Source organism: Vibrio sp. QJM3NY_15 (assembly GCF_057785995.1).
Genome location: NZ_CM173518.1, coordinates 868,782 through 884,748 on the forward strand (window position 1 = coordinate 868,782; position 15,967 = coordinate 884,748).

Sequence of the window (15,967 nt, forward strand, 5' to 3'; positions counted from 1 at the left end):
GAAGGAACAACCACTTTTAAGGTGCTTAACAATAGCTAACTTAATGGGAAGTTCAGAGTGATAACGAGCCTTTCGTAGGAGGTAATGTGTGCGTGAACAATTTCTCACTTAAAGTTTATGTTTTTCTATATATTACTCAGTTGGTTATAGGCAATCTTTTTGATATGTTTAGCTAAAGAATTCGTGCTCGCACGATGTTAAAATGTTAAGTGCAAGATGTACATTGGAGTTGTTTGTGATTATTGAGTTTCCGACAAAAGATGACTTTTATCATGCTGCTGATGGCTTCCTAAATTCCTCGTGGGACTCAGTGACTGAGCACTTATATGAATTTGAAGCGTTACGTGGTGTAATTGATGGTTTAGATCACGAAGATGAAAGTAATCGTTATTGGGCTTCAGCAAAACAGACGTTGGTCAGTGCCACGGCTTTAGTTCAACAAGCTGTTGAGTTTTATATTAAAGGGCGGATTGCAAATGTTTCACCTTATTTACTTATCTCAGGTAATCCCCAAACATGGCCAAGAGGCGCTAACAAAAAAGATATAGAGTTCTCAGCATTCCGCACTTTGGATGCTCAAGATTTAATAAAAGTTCACGATACAGTGTGTCCTGAACGTTTTAGCGATCAGTTTATTCAGTGGAATGAAGATATGAGAACAATTCGAAATAAAGTCATGCATACAGTCGATAAGTCTTTGGCTGTAACTCCGGAAGAGGTAATCAACTTCATCCTATACACGCATAGTTACTTTAATGCTTCAGAATGTTGGTTTAGTTCAAGGCGAAAGTATCTTGAAAATACACCTGCAAACTCGATGAAAAGTATTCGGTCTGAAGAAGATTACGAGTCTCATTTGGTTCACAGTCTTTTAATTAATTATCGTTTAACTATTGATGTATTGCCTCCTGCAGCATGCAAAAAGTATTTTGGCTACGATAAAAAAGCTAAATCATTTTACTGTCCAAGTTGTTCTCATACCGTTTCCCGCATGGATTTTTGGGATGATGAATTTATTCATGATTGTGCTAAAACCTATCAAAATCTACCTGAATCAGAAGTATATTTGTGTAGGCTGTGCGGACATGAGGGAAGGGTACTAGAGCGGAATTGTGAAGAAGACGGTTGTGAGGGAACTCTGCAGGATAGTGAGTACGGTACTTGTTTCTCATGTTTTGCGGAAAATGCGCTATAACAAAGCAATTAAGGTGACCCGTTACACTCGGCGGTTTTGGTATGAAGTTCGGTGTGCTTTGTTGGTTCAGGGCGGGGCGCCTTATTGCTGGTGTTATAAAGATGGAGAAGTCGAAGCATGGTTGATATGGTCATGAAGTACATTGAACAAGGAAATTACTCGTTTGTTTTCATTGTAATCGCGTTGTCTCTGGTGGTTAACCTTGAAAAAATAATCTCACTTTTTTCAGAGCATCGAAAGCAACGCTTAGCTACACTTGAGCAGACTTCTTCAATTAAAAATCTATCTCCTCGTTTACGAAAGCATATTGATGATGAAGTACAAGTTGAGGTTTTTTATTTAGCTCATGGTTTAAAGGTTAGTAAAGTAACTTTGAACGGTCTGTTAGCTTTAGAGGAACGAGTAGGGGCTCGAATTTCATTTAAGCATATCCTGCGCGTTGGCAGGATAGTACCTGATCTTGAAAAAGTGAAAGAGCAGACATTTCAAATAGAATTACCATGGTATGACAAACTTTATTCACTGTATAATTTGGTCATAGGATTCCCCGGTTTTATTCTCAGTATATTTTGGTTTGCATACAGCCTTTCAATTATTTTTACTGTTCCAAACTATCCCAGCTTAGTCGTTTCATCACTTGCTGTTGTGATTAGCTTAGGCCTGCTATATCAGGGCGCGCCTTATGTTTCTACAAGAATAGTCAATGCTGAATTAAGAAACATAAACGAATGTGGTACCGTCGAAGAATATTGATAACAAACGACTATGGCGTCAATGATTAGTTTTTGGCTGTGTTTTCATCCCACATGGCGCCATCTCTCAGCATAGAATTAAGGGTCACAACCATCTTTCGAACACACGCGATTATTGCGACTTTCTTAGGCTTTCCGGCAGCTAAAAGTCGAGCATAAGTCGCTTTGAATACGGGGGTTACATTGCATGGCTGACATCATTGCCATATATAACACAGTGCGTACTTGCGCTCGATCGCCTTGGATCACGCGCTTACCTTTGTAGCGTCCACTTTCGCGTGTGATTAGAGGGACACTAATGAGTACATATTTGCTATTGTAGTCAGTAGTTTAGAGCGGGTTACCGACTTATGAAGTATGACCTTACCATTTTGGTCTATGGCATGAAGACTAAAGTGGTTTTTAGCTAGGTCGATACCGCAGAAACAAGAATAATCAGACATGGTGCCTCCGATGCATTTAAGTACCACATAAGTGTGGCAAATCCTCGGTAGGAGGGAATCCATGTCATTCGTTATGTTACTAAGGAATATAGGAACACCGGTGAATAAAAACGTATTAGTTGGTTGTACATTATTAGGGGTCGTTGCTCTATTTCTTGTCGGTAAACGAGATGGGGAGGAGCTATCACTTCCTGTTTGTGAGTCAGCTGAAAAGGTAGAAACACCTGTACACTTCTTCACTGATGACTCCATTAGCGAGGATAGAATTAATGAGTTTATCGATTACTCTAACCTTGTCCTTGATAACTCATGTATCCCCATGAAACGCACATTGTCAGGTATTACTAAGCTTGATTTAAATGATTTTCAAAGCAAAGGAATTGGTAGCTTACATCAACAATTAGCGTTAAGTGTTGGTCATTCGACTCTGAAGCCAATGCAGCATGCGGGTAGCTATTATGTGCTGGTTCTTCCTAAGAATGCCCCTTTTTCTCAAAATGGTGCTGGAACGGCTCATATCAATTTCAGTCGCAGTTTTTTAGTTGTATCTTCTGATGCCGAAGCTTATGTTCTAGAGCATGAGTTGGGCCATTTAGCATGGGCGTGGCATAACGATACGCCGGAGTACTGGCTCAAAGGGCAACTCTTAGCTGAGCACCATAAACGCATTAAACCTTATGCATTTGGGGCATTGTGTCGTGAAGCAGGTACAATCATGACGTATGCAGATAAATCACTACCAGTCTATTCATCACCGAATATTCAATATTATGGTAAAGCTTGTGGTGATGCAGAAACAGCAGACAACGCACGACTTATGCGAGAGTTCGCTCAATCATTAAGGTCAGCACCGTAACATAACAAGGCACTCAAACTGGCCTCCAACATGTGGCATTTTTGCTTCGCAAAGTGTAGCCACATGTTTGCGGCAGCTTAGTGCAGCGTTATATTTCAAGGGGAATTATGTCAGTTAATATTACTATTTTGGATGCTACTGGAAAGCTTGCGAAGTATGAAAAGTTTCTAATGTCGCAATTAGATATGGCGGTTGAAGTGATAGGTTCTCACATAGAGATTAGTGATTTAGATGTCACAGTTAGTCCATTTTCTAATGAAAAAGTATCACCGTTTGGGATTGGTGGTTATGCGCTGAGTGCACATAGAGTTGAAGTGTTCTTGGACGTTAGTCGTGATGATATCGAAGATATTGTCGAAAACGAGTTAGTTGCTGTGTTGGGGCATGAAATTAATCATGCATTAAGAAAAAGTCATGGGCATAAAAATTCAACTCTTTTAGATAATTTGGTGATGGAAGGTTTGGCGTGTCATTTTGAAAGTGTTTTAAATAATGGGGGGGTGTCATCGATGTTCGTGGATATACAGGATGAAGACTGGATTCCTATCTACCAGAGAATGAAACCATTTTTAGAGAGCTCAAGTTTTCCATTTGAACAAATGTTTTTAGGTACAAAACTCGACGAATATCCACGTTATGCTGGGTATTGGGTTGGATATAATTTAGTCACTCAGTACTTGAGTAGAGTAAATACGAATATTTCCGATATTGTGGCTCTTGATTCATCTAGCTTTGTAGAAGCAATATAACAAGCGCTTCAAGTCGATTCGTAACGCTTAGCAATTTGGGTGTCAATTTCGGCTTATGTGATTACGATGTCCAAGTTAGGTTCAGTGTTGCGTTACTCACAACTTAAGCGGGCGTTAGGCAAATAGGAATAAATATGGATATTGCTGTACTAACTTTTAACGGATTTAATGAACTGGATTCATTTATAGCTGCGGGCATTTTGAACCGCATGAAAGACGCCGGTTGGAATGTGCAAATAACGAGTCCAACTCAATACGTCACTTCAATGAACGGAGTGACAATCAAATCTCAACAGCCTCTCGAGTTTGCTAACCAAGCCAACGTCGTATTATTTGGTAGTGGTGCACTAACGTGCGATATTGCGAAAGACAGAGATATACTTTCAAGGCTAAAGCTAAACCCTGCAACTCAGTTAATTGGTGGACAATGTTCAGGTACGTTGCTCATGTCAGTACTTGGTTTACTGCATCAAATACCTGCTTGTACCGATTTAACAACGAAACCTTGGGTTGTCGAATCAGGAGTTACCGTTTTAGACCAACCCTTTTATGCTAAAGGTAATCTTGCGACAGCAGGTGGTTGTTTGTCATCAAAGTACTTGGCTACCTGGGTAATTAGCAAGTTGTCGAGTAGGGCGGATGCTGAATCGGCAATTCATTATGTCGCGCCAGTCGGTGAAAAAGAAAGCACGGTTCAGCACTGTATGTCAGTAGTCGGTGCGTATCTGTAAATTTTGCCTAACAAACAACTATAGTGCCAATAACTAAATTTTAGTGCTGTTTTCATCCCACATAGTCCCATATGTCATCAACCACCCCAGAACGTTAAATGGTAAGTCACCACAATCTGTAGAGGAAAAGTGCATTGAAGTTAACGAATAAACTCGTACGTTACCCGCACATTGATGTTGATCGTGCGTTTGAAAAAGAAGATGAGTTATTGCAGCAGATACAGGCCGGTGAGATTGGACAAGCGTTGATGCTTTGGCAAGCAAAAACGCCGACACTCGTATTGCCTGCGGGTAAAAAGTGGCCAGTGACGTTAGAGTCTAGAAAGCAACTTGCGGCACAAGGCTGGCAACTCACCTCACGGAAAACAGGTGGCGCTCCCGTTCCTCAACTACCGGGGATCATTAACCTATCGCACATTTACCATTGGCCTCGCGATGAAGCCTACAATATCCAAAAAGCGTATCGACATTTATGCGATGTATTAACCCTGTTTTTTAAGGAACTGGGCATCGATGTGGATGTACACGCAACCCCCGGTTCTTATTGTGATGGTGACTACAACCTCAATATCAATAAACAAAAAATAGTGGGTACTGCGCAGCGTGTATTGCTTAAACAAGGGGGCGGCCAAATTGTACTTTCGCAAGCTTGTATCTTGTTAGATGCTGACTTAGAGAGCATCGTTGCGCCTGTGAATTTTTATAATCAGATTTGCGATAACCCGACCGTGGTGGATGCGCAGGTTCATACACTGTTGTCCGCACATTTGACGAGCCTCCCCAACGTAGACTCACTCTTTCAGCGGTTAAGCCAAGCTTTCATCAAGCATGCGTAATGTCTTCTTTTCGTTAACGCCATGCTAATTTGCCAAAGGGTGAACCATTTCAATACTATGTGTCGATGAGAACGAATGGGTTGAACTTGAGGGGGTGAGAACTTTATAATGTTACTTGTAACATAATAAAGAGTTCAAATAGTTATGACAGAACAGCAGAAGAAAACTCGAACCACACTTCAAGATGTTGCAGACCAAGTGGGGGTCACAAAGATGACCGTCTCTCGTTACATGCGCAATCCCGATTCAGTCGCAGCCAAAACGCGCGTTAAAATTGCTGCGGTTATTGAAGAGATGGGATACATCGAAAATAAAGCGCCAGCCATGCTCTCGAAGTCGTCGAGTAAAGCGATCGGTATCTTGCTCCCTTCGTTATCAAACCAAATCTTTGCCGCGTTTGTTCAAGGTATCGAAACGGTTACCAAAGAGAATGGCTACGAGACGTTACTTGCTCACTTTAGCTATGATGCTGTGGAAGAAGAGGAAAAAATTGCTTCGTTGCTTTCGTATCAAGTTGATGGGTTGATATTGACGGAAAGCCACCACACCCCCCGCACGTTACAGATGATCAAGAATTCAGGTGTTTCTGTTGTTGAAACAATGGAACTACCAACCAATCCTATCGATATGGTTGTTGGTTTGGACCATATTGATGCTTCTTACCATGTCGTGAAGCGAATGATTGAAGCTGGTAAACGCTCTATTGCTTACTTTGGCGCTCGACTGGATGCGCGAACTAAGCTGCGTTTGCAAGGTTATGACAAAGCGATGCATGAGGCTGGATTAAAGCCTAAGCATGTGTTGACTGAACAGCACTCTAACTTCTCTTTGGCTGAAGATCTGCTTGATCGCGCTCTTGCGGATTATCCAGATCTAGATGGCGTGTTCTGCACCAATGATGACATCGCGATCGGTACCTTGCTCATTGCCCAGCAACGTGGAATCCAAGTGCCGCAACAGCTATCTGTGGTGGGCTACAACGCGTTAGATATCGGTCAAACCATACGGCCAAAACTGACTAGCGTGGATACGCCACGTTATGAAATAGGTAAGAAAAGTGCCGAGCTACTGCTTGCCCGATTGAAAGGTGAGCAAGTCATGGAAACGGTAGTGGATATGGGCTATCGCATCACTGATGGTGAAAGCGTTTAACCAAGTATCGTGGGAACTGAAAGGGGCATCGAAATGATGCCCCTTTTGCTTTTACATTTAAGCGATGACACAGTTAGACGATAAAACTCGCCCCTTGTTCTGCACTCGAAACGCTTTGGCGCATCACGTTAAATAAGTTACGCCCCATGGTTTGTTGGTTGGCGTCTGCCTCAAATACCTTCGCTTGGCGAGATTGCATGTCGTTGAGGTTATTGAGTTCACCACTCGCGCAATCTAAGCGCAGGGTATCGCCTTCGCGAATAAGCCCAATGGCTCCGCCTCGAGTAGCCTCTGGTGAGACATGAATTGCGGATGGGATCTTTCCTGAGGCTCCGGAAAGGCGACCATCAGTAACCAGAGCCACTTTAAACCCTTGTTTCTGAACATTCCCCAAAATAGGCATGAGTTTGTGCAGTTCAGGCATACCGTTCGCAGCTGGGCCATTGTTTATCACCACAACAACGCAATCTTTGTTGAGTTGACCTCGTTGGTACGCGGCTTCTACCTTATGTTGGCAATCAAAAACTACCGCAGGTGCTTCGATAACACGTTGCTCTTCTGCGACAGCTGACACCTTAATCACTGCGTTGCCAAGGTTCCCTGAAAGGACTCGAGTTCCACCTGTGCTTTGGAATACTTGTTCTGGACCTGCAATTACCTCTGCGTCTGCTGACTGTTCGCACTTTTTCCACGTTAGCTTTCCATTTTCCAGTTCTGGAATACTCATTTGATCTTCAAACGAGCCAAAGGTAGGTGTGACATCTCGGTGCAGTAAGTTGGCTTGATCTAAACGGCGTAACAGCGCGGGAACTCCTCCAGCCGCTTGGAACGCATTCATATCTGCTGGGCCGTTGGGATAAACTCGAGCAAGTAAAGGCACCACATCGGATAGATCGCTGATGTCTTGCCAAGTCAGAATAAATCCTGCTGCGCGTGCTACCGCGACCATGTGAATGCTGTGGTTGGTACTGCCACCCGATGCGAGTAGGGCAACAATGCCATTGATTAAGCTTTTAGCGGTAAAGACTTCAGAGAGCGGGCGGAAGTTTGTGGCTTGTGGTGTCATTGAAGCAATTTCAATGGCGGCATGCTGAGTGAGTAATGCGCGCAATTCAGAGTCAGGATGAATAAACGCTGAGCCCGGAAGCATCAGCCCCATCGCTTCGAATACTAGCTGATTGGTATTGGCTGTGCCGTAAAAAGTGCAGGTGCCCGCTGAGTGATAAGCGTTGCACTCCATATCCAGTAAGGCACTTTTTCCTACGTTACCAGCCGCGTATTCTTGGCGAATGTGTACTTTCTCATCATTGCTGATGCCCGTTGCCATCAAGCCTGCCGGAACAAAGGCGGTTGGTAGATGCGCAAAAGAGAGCGCGCCCATCAGTTGTCCTGGAGCTATCTTGTCGCAAATGCCAAGTAATAGGGTTGAATCAAACACGTTGTGACTCAGTGAAAGAGCCGTCGACTGAGCAATCAAGTCCCTTGAAAACAAAGACATATCCATGCCTGGTTGCCCTTGAGTTACCCCGTCGCACATCGCGGGAACGCAGCCCGCTACTTGAGAGGTGTGGCCGAACTTAGCTAACGCCTTTTTGATCTGATCTGGATAGTGTTGATACGGCTGGTGGGCGCTTAACATATCGTTGTAAGAGCTGATTAACGCTACATTGGATTTAGTGAGATCAAGAATCGAGCGTTTCTCATCGGAACAAGAAGCCGCGACAGCGTGAGCCAAGTTGCCGCAAGAAAGCCCTTTGCCACCTTTGCCAGCAGAGGATTGATGTTGAGTTCGGTTTAGAAACGCTTCACGAGTCTCTTTGCTTCGTTCAATTAATCGTTGAGTCACCGCTTGGATGGTTGGAAGGGTCATGCTGTTTCTGCCTCATCAGTCATTGAAAGCACAATCGCAGCACAGTCCACAACGTCATCAATATCACCATCAATGCTGATGACAACCGTATCTGGTTCGTGATCGGGTCTTTCTAATGTTTCGAATTGGCTTTTAATCATGTTCTCTTTCATGAAGTGGCCTTGGCGCTGACGCATTCGATGCAAGATCAGGTCAACGTCGCCATCTAAAAAGAGAAAGGTGAGGTTCTTGTTCCCTTCGCGAATTTGGTCGCGGTACTTCTTCTTCAACGCAGAACACACAATAATGCCGTGCTCATTTTTACTTTCTAGGCTGTACGCTGCATCACGAACACGTTCCAGCCATGGAATGCGATCATCATCATTAAGAGGTTGGCCTGACGCCATTTTTTGAATGTTTGCTCGAGGATGAAGGTCGTCACCATCAATAAACTTACGCCCAAGTTTTTTTGCCAACTGCTCGCCTATCGTGCTTTTCCCGCAAGCACTGACACCCATGACGATGACACTACTACCAGCCATAACTCAATCCTCTTAACAAATTTGCGCGTGATCTCAATTTTGAACATCGCTTGTAAATATGGCTTTATCTTATAAGTGTTATCGGTAACATGTTACCGGTAACTTAAGGAAGTGTGATGAAGGACACAAAACAACAATTCACAACAATTGTGATTGTTTTTGCATCCTACTGACGGAAAATTAGTCACATCTCACTATATTCGCGTTTAAAAATCACTTGAAAGAGATCTTTGGGGGATAAAATGGCCAACGATTACCGCGCAATTGCGAAATCTGTTGTTGAGCATCTTGGGGGCAAGACAAATGTGGCTGCCCTAACACACTGTATGACTCGACTACGATTCGTTTTACACAGCCAAGATGGCGTCGATATCAACAAACTAAAAGCACTGAAAGGTGTGATGGGTGTTGTTGATAATGGAGACAAAGTACAAGTTATCATTGGTAACGAGGTATCGTATGCATACAAAGAAGTGATGGCGCTTTGTGAGCTATCCACTGTATCTGAGTCAGAGGTTCCTGCTAAAAAAGAGAAGCTAACGGCTAAATCAATCGGTGCGAAAATGTTGGACGCACTGGTAGGTACCATGTCGCCTCTTATCCCAGCAATCATTGGCGCTTCAATGGTCAAACTGCTCGCCATGGTACTTGAGATGCTGGGCTGGGTTGAGCCAAATGCGCCTACCTTGATTATCTTGAAAGCGATTGGCGATGGCGCCTTCTTCTTCCTACCGGTTATGGTTGCCGCTTCCGCATCGATCAAATTCAAGACCAACATGTCTCTTTCCATTGCGATTGCTGGTGTCTTGATTCACCCGAACTTTATGGAATTGATGGCGCAAGCTGCAGAAGGCAAGCACGTTGATTTCTTCGGTATCCCAATCACGTCAGTAAAATACACCTACACGGTTATTCCTGTACTTGTGATGACTTGGGCTCTTTCTTACATAGAACGTTGGGTAGATAGCATTACCCCTGCTGTGACTAAAAACTTCCTTAAACCTATGTTGATCGTATTGATTGCAGCTCCGGTTGCTATCGTACTTATCGGTCCATTTGGTATTTGGGTAGGTACTGCACTTTCAGCGCTTGTTTACACAATTCATGACACATTAGGTTGGTTGTCAGTTGCTATCATGGGTGCATTGTGGCCACTACTTGTTCTGACTGGTATGCACCGTGTATTTACTCCAACGATTATTCAAACGATTGCCGAGACTGGTCGTGAAGGTATGGTTATGCCTTCAGAAATCGGTGCCAACCTTGGTATGGGTGGCGCGTGTCTGGCTGTTGCTTACAAAACCAAAAACAGCGCACTTAAGCAGACATCATTGGCCGCGGGTGCTTCAGCTATCTTCGCCGGTATCTCTGAGCCTGCTTTGTACGGTGTGCTTGTTCGTCTTAAACGCCCACTTATCGCAACAATGATTACTGGTTTCATCGTAGGTGCATTAGCGGGTATGGGTGGTCTTGCGAGTCACTCGATGGCAGCACCAAGTCTGTTTACGAGCGTTCAGTTCTTCGATGTGAATGATCCGATGAGTATCGTTTGGGTGTTCGGTCTGATCGCATTGTCTATTGTGCTGTCATTTGTTTTGACCCTAGTTTTAGGCTTTGAAGATGTTCCAGAAGATGATGCCGATGAGAAAGCAACTTCAGAGCCAGCAAACAAAGAAGCTGGTAAGGCAGAAGACAAGCCGACAGTAGTGTCCGCGTCTTAATTAGAATTGATTAATTTATTCAGTCACCTTACTTCATCGTAAGGTGACTTTTATTGTTTCCGAGGTATTCAATGTCAAACATTCAATTTCCCGAAGATTTCTTATGGGGTGGCGCTATTGCCGCAAACCAGTCTGAAGGCGCTCACTTAGTGGGTGGTAAAGGCCTAACAACCGTAGATATGATCCCTTATGGTGAGAACCGCATGCCAATTAAGCTTGGTCAGGTTGATAAGGTGACGCTCAGCGAAGACGAGTTCTACCCAAGCCATAACGCGATAGACTTTTATCACCGTTACAAAGAAGACATCGCCTTGCTGGCAGAAATGGGATTTAAAGTCTTCCGCGTATCCATCGCTTGGAGCCGAATCTTTCCAAAAGGTGATGAGCTAGAGCCGAACCAAGCTGGCTTAGATTTTTACCGTGATGTTTTTGAAGAGTGTAAGAAATACGGTATTGAGCCGCTCGTTACCTTGTGCCATTTCGATGTGCCAATGCACTTGGTCAACGAGTATGGTTCGTGGCGTAATCGTAAGATGATTGAGTTCTTTAGCCGTTACGCGAGAACTTGTTTCGAGAACTACAAAGGCTTGGTGAAATACTGGCTAACCTTCAACGAAATCAATATTTTACTAGCGAGCCCGTTTTCTGGCGCTGGGTTGTTGTTTCAGGAAGGCGAAAATCACGATCAAGTGAAGTACCAAGCAGCTCACCATGAGCTAGTAGCAAGCGCTTTGGTAACCAAGATTGCTCATGAAGTTGATGAGCAAAACCAAGTGGGTTGTATGCTGGCGGGCGGTAACTTCTATCCATATTCATGTAAGCCAGAAGATGTGCTTATGGCGATGGAAAAAGACCGCGAGAACCTGTTCTTTATCGATGTTCAATCGCGTGGTTACTACCCATCTTATGCTCAAAAAGTGTTTGATAACAAAGGTGTGGTGCTTGAAACACAAGCAGAAGATTTCGAGATTCTAAAGAACACCGTCGATTTCATCTCGTTTAGTTACTACGCGTCACGCTGTGCTTCTGCCGACATGAATGCGGGTAACACCAGCGCGGCGAATGTTGTTAAGTCCATCAAAAACCCTCATCTTCCAGCAAGTGATTGGGGCTGGGTCATTGACCCGACAGGTCTTCGAATTACGATGAACACACTCTATGACCGTTACCAGAAACCACTTTTCTTGGTAGAAAATGGCTTAGGTGCTCGTGATACCTTGGATGACAATGGAGAAGTGAACGATGATTACCGCATTGATTACCTTCGTCAGCACATTGTTGCGATGCATGAAGCAATGGAAGACGGTGTACCACTGATGGGCTACACACCTTGGGGTTGTATCGATCTTGTTGCGGCATCGACCGGAGAGATGAGTAAGCGTTATGGGTTTATCTATGTGGACAGAGACAACCTAGGCAATGGTACGTTAAATCGTATTCCTAAAAAGTCATTCCATTGGTACAAGAAAGTGATCGCAAGCAACGGCAGCGACTTGGCTTAATTTGTCTGTTTGATAATGAGAGAAATGAACAATGAAAACAATTGAACAGCGACTCAAAGATATTCGCATCGTTCCGGTGATCGCCATTAATGATGTTGCTCAGGCTGTACCACTTGCGAAAGTACTGGTTGAGAATGGTTTGCCTTGTGCTGAAGTGACATTTCGCACAGAAGCGGCAGCAGAGTCTATTCGTTTGATGCGTGAAGCCTATCCTGAGTTACTGATTGGCGCAGGTACTGTGCTGAGCACAGAGCAGGTGGATACTGCCATTGATGCGGGTGTTGATTTTATAGTGAGCCCTGGTTTGAATCCAACCACAGTCAAATACTGTCAGCAAAGAGGGGTTACGATCGTTCCTGGAGTGAATAACCCAAGCTTGGTCGAACAAGCCATGGAAATGGGGCTTAATACACTAAAGCTCTTTCCTGCAGAGCCATCTGGAGGTGTTGCCATGTTGAAAGCACTTACGGCAGTTTATCCAGTTAACTTTATGCCGACGGGTGGTGTGAGCCCAGCTAACGTAGATGCTTACCTAGCGCTAAAATCAGTCGTTGCCTGCGGTGGAACTTGGATGGTTCCTACTGATAAAATGGACAAGGGTGATTGGGATGGAATCGCAGAATTAGTTCGAGCGATAACGACATAGATAGAAAATGAAAGGGCCAGTTGATACTGGCCTTTTTTATTTGCCTTCACTCAGCTCTCTGTAGATCGCCGGCTTGATATCCAATAGCGGTGTGTTGTTCAAGCAGTCCAAGCCTCTTACTGTCACTGTGACATTCTCTATTTTTTCAATCGGTAACACGGCAGCACCTATCGGGTTTGGTCTGTGCGGTGAACGTAGTGCGAAGGTGCCTTTGGCCGGTGTCTCTTCATCCCAGCTTTGTATCAGTTCGTCTCGTTTCGCACCTTCTAACCAATACAAGATCAAGATGTGGTCGCCACGATTTAAGCCGAGCAAGCCTTGCTGGTAAACGTCATCTAAGATGATTTCACAGATTGGGCCGTTGTCCAGTTGGATGTTATTCGGACACTCCGAAATCGAGTGATACGGCGTAGTAATTCGACCAATCAATTTTAGTTCTTCAGACATGTTTAGCTCCTATTTAATTCTTTATTTGTCATCATTTTTCATCGTCACTAAGGTGTAGATGAAGATCGTAATCAAGATCACCACACCACCGATAATACTGGTCGTTGGCGGGATCTCGGTGAAGAAGACAAACGCCCAAACTGGCGCTAACACCGTTTCTAACATCAGAGTCATTGATACCTCTGGTGCGGTAATGTGGCGTGTTGCGACCATAGATAACACTCGTCCAACCGGTGCGGTAAACAAGCCCATCATGCCCATGATTAACCACGTTTCAACGCTGTAGCTTGATGGTGTTGCGAAGAAAAACATCACAACCGCGAGCAACAAGCCACCTAGGCCAACGCTCGCCAATCGGCTGACGTCTTGATATTTACGCAGCAAGGTAAACATCATAGATAAACAGATCACAGCGAATACCGCTAAAGCATCACCCATCCAATTACCTGAAGAAAACGAGCCTGAAACGACAATCGTAATACCAATCATCACAGCCACAATCGCAATTAAGGTCGAGCGGCTGGTGGCTTCTTTCAAGATTAACCAACTGAAAATGGCGGCCACCGCAGGGGCTGCACTGAGGATCACAAAGGTATTAGCGATTGAAGTCATTTTGATGCTGAACACCAAGCCCGATGCGCTGCCGAGCATAAGAATACCCGCTGCCAACAATGGCCAACCGCTTTGTGCTACTGCCTTTCGTATTCCACGTTTATCGTTGAATTTAAGCAAAATCGGCATCGAAATTGCGCTGAATAAGCCGAACAAAAAGGCTGTATCAAATCCGCTGACACCCGCATAACGAATAAAGATGGGGTCAATACTCATTAATACGGCACCTGCGATCGCGAGGATAAAACCGAGGGTTCGAGTGTTTTTTACTTCAGTTTTAGGGAGGTTCATTGTTGTCATTTCTCTATCCAATTATCTGTCATCAATAAATCATACTAGTAAGTATGATTTTAAAAATTAGTTGAGTCAACACAAATCATACTTTAAAGTATGATCTCTGTTTTGGGGTGGATGAAGTAATGAGCAAGATTGAGCAGAACAAAGAGAAGAAACGACAGGCTATTTTGAAAGCGGCTAAAGCTGTTTTTTTAGCTGAAGGTTTTACGCTCGCGAGCATGGATGTGATCGCAAGTGAAGCCCAGATGACTAAACAAACGCTCTATCGATATTTCTCATCAAAAGACGTGTTGTTCAAAGCGACATTGCAGCAAATGGGGGCTCAGTTTGATGAGCATTCCGTCGAGCAGTTAAAAATCTCTGATAATTATCAGGCATTGTATGGGTTCGCGACGGCCTTTTTGGCGTTTCATTTGTCGGACGAACATATCGCTACGTTGAAGCTATTGATTGCAGAAAACGGTAAGTCTCCCGCTATCTTGGAAAGCTTTATGTCGGTAGGTGAAAACGAAACCGATATTGCACTCGCTCAGTTTTTCACGGATAGGTTTGATACCGAAGATGTCGCCACTAAGGTTACTCTTTGGACGGGGATGTTATTGAGCTTAAGAAGTGGTGTGTTAATGGGGATGCCAACCCCAAACCTACAAGATATTGAGCAACATGCTCGCGCAAGTACGGAATTTTTGTTGGCTGCGCTGAATACAGGTTGATGTTATGGGGTGCTCCTAAATATGGAGCACTCATTGTACCTGGCTAGCGAGAGTGGGATTTCAGCTAGAGCTTTTCTGTAAGCAACTGGTCGAGAGCCGTCACCAGCTTTTGATTTTTCTCCGTATTTAATGCATCAGCATGAGGATCTTTAAATAGCCCTGAGTCATTATCAAAATATTTCCCAGAAGCGTTGGAAAACTCATCAGATAATGCCGCTCGGCATAAGATATCAGCGCCGATTCCCAAGTCATTACCTTCTAGACCATACGCATCTTTAACCAATTTACTGCCAAGAAATGAGGCTGGATTAACGGGAATGATTAGGGGCCCTTGCTCTCCTAATTTGTGCGCAAGATGGATTGACCACATCGTTAACGCCAACTTACTTTGTGCGTAGATGGGGCCATCTAAAGCGTCAGGATTTGGGCTGACAAGTGCCTCGAGATCGACCGATGACTGAGCGGCTGAAGATAGATTGACGATGCGACCGTTGGCATCAAAAAGTGGTAGCAGCTTTTGAGTCAGTAAATAAGGGGCAATGGTGTTGACGCTAAATCGGACATCGAGATTGTCTTTGGTGGTGCTCTCGGAAACCTTGTAGACGCCAGCGTTGTTAATGAGTACATCGAGCTGTTCATGCTTCGACTTTATTTGGTTGGCGAGGGCTTCAACTTCAGAAAGAGAAGAGAGATCAGCAACATAACTTTCGATAGTCGCATCCTTGGATAATCGAGAAAGGCCGGTTTCTACTTTGCTGATTTTTGTTGGGTTACGTCCATGGATAAGGATGTGATGCCCTTGTTGGGCTAACATTTTCGCGGTCTCTAAACCGATACCATCTGTCGCACCTGTAATCATGATCTTTTTTCGCATCTTCCTTCCTTGAATAAAGAGTCCGGACAACTTTTATAACAAAGTTTGAT

General features: G+C 44.1%; 16 protein-coding genes and 2 pseudogenes. 11 read left to right on the top strand and 7 right to left on the bottom strand.

What is annotated here, in order from left to right; translation table 11 throughout:
• The first annotated feature begins 235 nt into the window (after window positions 1–235).
• Window positions 236–1,195: a hypothetical protein gene (locus tag AC3CKG_RS20285; protein WP_488529914.1), complete on the top strand. Its 960-nt coding sequence runs from the start codon at window positions 236–238 to the stop codon at window positions 1,193–1,195.
• A gap of 117 nt (window positions 1,196–1,312) precedes the next feature.
• Complete coding sequence (locus AC3CKG_RS20290) at window positions 1,313–1,948, top strand: hypothetical protein (protein ID WP_488529915.1); 636 nt, start codon at window positions 1,313–1,315, stop codon at window positions 1,946–1,948.
• 25 nt (window positions 1,949–1,973) lie between these two features.
• On the opposite strand, the pseudogene AC3CKG_RS20295 reads toward AC3CKG_RS20290, so the two are convergent.
• Window positions 1,974–2,232: pseudogene (locus AC3CKG_RS20295) on the bottom strand (transposase); the annotation flags it as partial.
• A gap of 20 nt (window positions 2,233–2,252) precedes the next feature.
• Window positions 2,253–2,390: pseudogene (locus AC3CKG_RS20300) on the bottom strand (IS110 family transposase); the annotation flags it as partial.
• Window positions 2,391–2,490: 100 nt separating this feature from the next.
• Here AC3CKG_RS20300 and AC3CKG_RS20305 point away from each other — a divergent pair.
• The 5 genes from AC3CKG_RS20305 to AC3CKG_RS20325 all read left to right on the top strand — a co-directional run bounded on the left by AC3CKG_RS20305 (window position 2,491) and on the right by AC3CKG_RS20325 (window position 6,714).
• On the top strand, window positions 2,491–3,246 hold the full coding sequence (locus AC3CKG_RS20305; protein WP_102279967.1) for a hypothetical protein: 756 nt from the start codon (window positions 2,491–2,493) through the stop codon (window positions 3,244–3,246).
• A gap of 107 nt (window positions 3,247–3,353) precedes the next feature.
• Window positions 3,354–3,995, top strand: coding sequence for a DUF2268 domain-containing putative Zn-dependent protease (locus AC3CKG_RS20310; protein WP_102279965.1), 642 nt, complete (start codon window positions 3,354–3,356; stop codon window positions 3,993–3,995).
• A 134-nt stretch (window positions 3,996–4,129) separates the two neighbouring features.
• Window positions 4,130–4,726: a DJ-1/PfpI family protein gene (locus tag AC3CKG_RS20315; RefSeq protein WP_488529916.1), complete on the top strand. Its 597-nt coding sequence runs from the start codon at window positions 4,130–4,132 to the stop codon at window positions 4,724–4,726.
• Window positions 4,727–4,860: 134 nt separating this feature from the next.
• Window positions 4,861–5,562, top strand: a complete 702-nt coding sequence (locus tag AC3CKG_RS20320) for a lipoate--protein ligase family protein (RefSeq protein WP_488529917.1) — start codon at window positions 4,861–4,863, stop codon at window positions 5,560–5,562.
• Between the two features lie 144 nt (window positions 5,563–5,706).
• Entirely contained in the window at window positions 5,707–6,714 is a 1,008-nt protein-coding gene (locus AC3CKG_RS20325; RefSeq protein WP_488529918.1) for a substrate-binding domain-containing protein, read from the top strand.
• Between the two features lie 73 nt (window positions 6,715–6,787).
• Here the strand turns inward: AC3CKG_RS20325 and edd are convergent, their stop codons facing one another.
• Together edd and AC3CKG_RS20335 are read right to left on the bottom strand one after the other, a co-directional pair.
• Window positions 6,788–8,584, bottom strand: a complete 1,797-nt coding sequence (gene edd, locus AC3CKG_RS20330; RefSeq protein WP_488529919.1) for a phosphogluconate dehydratase — start codon at window positions 8,582–8,584, stop codon at window positions 6,788–6,790.
• Window positions 8,581–9,105 (bottom strand): gluconokinase, encoded by a 525-nt coding sequence (locus tag AC3CKG_RS20335; RefSeq protein WP_017631475.1) that lies wholly within the window; start codon window positions 9,103–9,105, stop codon window positions 8,581–8,583. Before AC3CKG_RS20335 ends, edd begins: the two co-directional genes overlap by 4 nt.
• Before the next feature lie 242 nt (window positions 9,106–9,347).
• Between AC3CKG_RS20335 and ascF the strand changes: the two genes are divergently transcribed.
• The 3 genes from ascF (at window position 9,348) to AC3CKG_RS20350 (ending at window position 12,974) form a co-directional block, all read left to right on the top strand.
• Complete coding sequence (gene ascF, locus AC3CKG_RS20340) at window positions 9,348–10,826, top strand: PTS cellobiose/arbutin/salicin transporter subunit IIBC (protein WP_248382755.1); 1,479 nt, start codon at window positions 9,348–9,350, stop codon at window positions 10,824–10,826.
• Window positions 10,827–10,897: 71 nt separating this feature from the next.
• Window positions 10,898–12,328: a 6-phospho-beta-glucosidase gene (gene ascB / locus AC3CKG_RS20345; RefSeq protein ID WP_102542098.1), complete on the top strand. Its 1,431-nt coding sequence runs from the start codon at window positions 10,898–10,900 to the stop codon at window positions 12,326–12,328.
• A gap of 31 nt (window positions 12,329–12,359) precedes the next feature.
• On the top strand, window positions 12,360–12,974 hold the full coding sequence (locus AC3CKG_RS20350; protein WP_488529920.1) for a bifunctional 4-hydroxy-2-oxoglutarate aldolase/2-dehydro-3-deoxy-phosphogluconate aldolase: 615 nt from the start codon (window positions 12,360–12,362) through the stop codon (window positions 12,972–12,974).
• A gap of 36 nt (window positions 12,975–13,010) precedes the next feature.
• Here the strand turns inward: AC3CKG_RS20350 and tsaA are convergent, their stop codons facing one another.
• Together tsaA and AC3CKG_RS20360 are read right to left on the bottom strand one after the other, a co-directional pair.
• The gene (gene tsaA / locus AC3CKG_RS20355; RefSeq protein WP_488529921.1) at window positions 13,011–13,421 is read right to left on the bottom strand and encodes a tRNA (N6-threonylcarbamoyladenosine(37)-N6)-methyltransferase TrmO; all 411 of its coding nucleotides are present in this window, start codon (window positions 13,419–13,421) and stop codon (window positions 13,011–13,013) included.
• A gap of 21 nt (window positions 13,422–13,442) precedes the next feature.
• On the bottom strand, window positions 13,443–14,333 hold the full coding sequence (locus AC3CKG_RS20360) for a DMT family transporter (RefSeq protein ID WP_488529922.1): 891 nt from the start codon (window positions 14,331–14,333) through the stop codon (window positions 13,443–13,445).
• 119 nt (window positions 14,334–14,452) lie between these two features.
• Between AC3CKG_RS20360 and AC3CKG_RS20365 the strand changes: the two genes are divergently transcribed.
• Window positions 14,453–15,043: a TetR/AcrR family transcriptional regulator gene (locus AC3CKG_RS20365; RefSeq protein WP_488529923.1), complete on the top strand. Its 591-nt coding sequence runs from the start codon at window positions 14,453–14,455 to the stop codon at window positions 15,041–15,043.
• 64 nt (window positions 15,044–15,107) lie between these two features.
• Here the strand turns inward: AC3CKG_RS20365 and AC3CKG_RS20370 are convergent, their stop codons facing one another.
• Window positions 15,108–15,917: an SDR family NAD(P)-dependent oxidoreductase gene (locus AC3CKG_RS20370; protein WP_488529924.1), complete on the bottom strand. Its 810-nt coding sequence runs from the start codon at window positions 15,915–15,917 to the stop codon at window positions 15,108–15,110.
• Window positions 15,918–15,967 lie beyond the last annotated feature (50 nt).

Coding starts and splice junctions, on each gene's coding strand:
- AC3CKG_RS20290 (WP_488529915.1), top strand. CDS start 1,313: ATGGTTGATATGGTCATGAAGTACATTGAACAAGGAAATTACTCGTTT.
- AC3CKG_RS20310 (WP_102279965.1), top strand. CDS start 3,354: ATGTCAGTTAATATTACTATTTTGGATGCTACTGGAAAGCTTGCGAAG.
- AC3CKG_RS20315 (WP_488529916.1), top strand. CDS start 4,130: ATGGATATTGCTGTACTAACTTTTAACGGATTTAATGAACTGGATTCA.
- AC3CKG_RS20325 (WP_488529918.1), top strand. CDS start 5,707: ATGACAGAACAGCAGAAGAAAACTCGAACCACACTTCAAGATGTTGCA.
- edd (WP_488529919.1), bottom strand. CDS start 8,584: ATGACCCTTCCAACCATCCAAGCGGTGACTCAACGATTAATTGAACGA.
- AC3CKG_RS20335 (WP_017631475.1), bottom strand. CDS start 9,105: ATGGCTGGTAGTAGTGTCATCGTCATGGGTGTCAGTGCTTGCGGGAAA.
- ascF (WP_248382755.1), top strand. CDS start 9,348: ATGGCCAACGATTACCGCGCAATTGCGAAATCTGTTGTTGAGCATCTT.
- ascB (WP_102542098.1), top strand. CDS start 10,898: ATGTCAAACATTCAATTTCCCGAAGATTTCTTATGGGGTGGCGCTATT.
- AC3CKG_RS20350 (WP_488529920.1), top strand. CDS start 12,360: ATGAAAACAATTGAACAGCGACTCAAAGATATTCGCATCGTTCCGGTG.
- tsaA (WP_488529921.1), bottom strand. CDS start 13,421: ATGTCTGAAGAACTAAAATTGATTGGTCGAATTACTACGCCGTATCAC.
- AC3CKG_RS20360 (WP_488529922.1), bottom strand. CDS start 14,333: ATGACAACAATGAACCTCCCTAAAACTGAAGTAAAAAACACTCGAACC.
- AC3CKG_RS20365 (WP_488529923.1), top strand. CDS start 14,453: ATGAGCAAGATTGAGCAGAACAAAGAGAAGAAACGACAGGCTATTTTG.
- AC3CKG_RS20370 (WP_488529924.1), bottom strand. CDS start 15,917: ATGCGAAAAAAGATCATGATTACAGGTGCGACAGATGGTATCGGTTTA.